General features: G+C 69.7%; 1 pseudogene. It reads right to left on the minus strand.

Annotation, left to right across the window (positions count from 1 at the left end):
- Positions 1–911, minus strand: a pseudogene (locus AQJ84_RS29030) (transketolase); the annotation flags it as partial.

Consider the following 911-nt stretch of genomic DNA (forward strand, 5'->3'; position numbering starts at 1 on the left):
CGGGTGTGGTTGAGGACCTCCTCGGAGACCTCGAAGGTCTGCTCCGGGTCGAAGCCCAGGACCCGCTTGGTGGCGGCGACCTCGTCGTCACCCAGCGCCGAGCCGTGCGCGGCCTCGGTGTTCTGGGCGTTGGGGGCGGGCCAGGCGATGATCGAGCGCATCGCGATGAACGACGGCCGGTCGGTGACCTGCTTGGCGGCCTCGATCGCGTCGTAGAGCGCGTGCGGGTCCAGGTCGCCGTCCGGCTTCGGCGCCACGCGCTGCACATGCCAGCCGTAGGCCTCGTAGCGCTTGACGGTGTCCTCGGACACCGCCGTCTCGGTGTCACCCTCGATGGAGATGTGGTTGTCGTCCCACAGCAGGATCAGGTTGCCGAGCTTCTGGTGACCCGCCAGGGAGGAGGCCTCGGCGGAGATGCCCTCCTGCAGGCAGCCGTCACCGGCGATCGCGTAGACGAAGTGGTCGAAGGGCGACTCGCCCTGCGCCGCGTCCGGGTCGAACAGACCGCGCTCGTAGCGGGCGGCCATCGCCATGCCCACCGCGTTGGCGACACCCTGGCCCAGCGGACCGGTCGTCGTCTCCACACCCGTGGTGTGGCCGTACTCCGGGTGCCCCGGGGTCTTCGAACCCCAGGTCCTGAACGCCTTCAGATCGTCCAGCTCCAGACCGAAACCGGCCAGGTACAGCTGGGTGTAGAGGGTCAGGGACGAGTGGCCGGCGGACAGCACGAAACGGTCGCGGCCCACCCAGTCGGCGTCCGCCGGGTCGTGCCGCATCACCTTCTGGAAGAGGGTGTACGCGGCAGGCGCCAGGCTCATCGCCGTACCGGGATGGCCGTTGCCGACCTTCTGTACGGCATCGGCGGCCAGGACACGGGCGGTGTCGACGGCCCGCTGGTCCAACTCGGTCCA

Origin of the sequence: Streptomyces resistomycificus, from assembly GCF_001514265.1 — a bacterium.
GTDB lineage: Bacteria > Actinomycetota > Actinomycetes > Streptomycetales > Streptomycetaceae > Streptomyces > Streptomyces resistomycificus.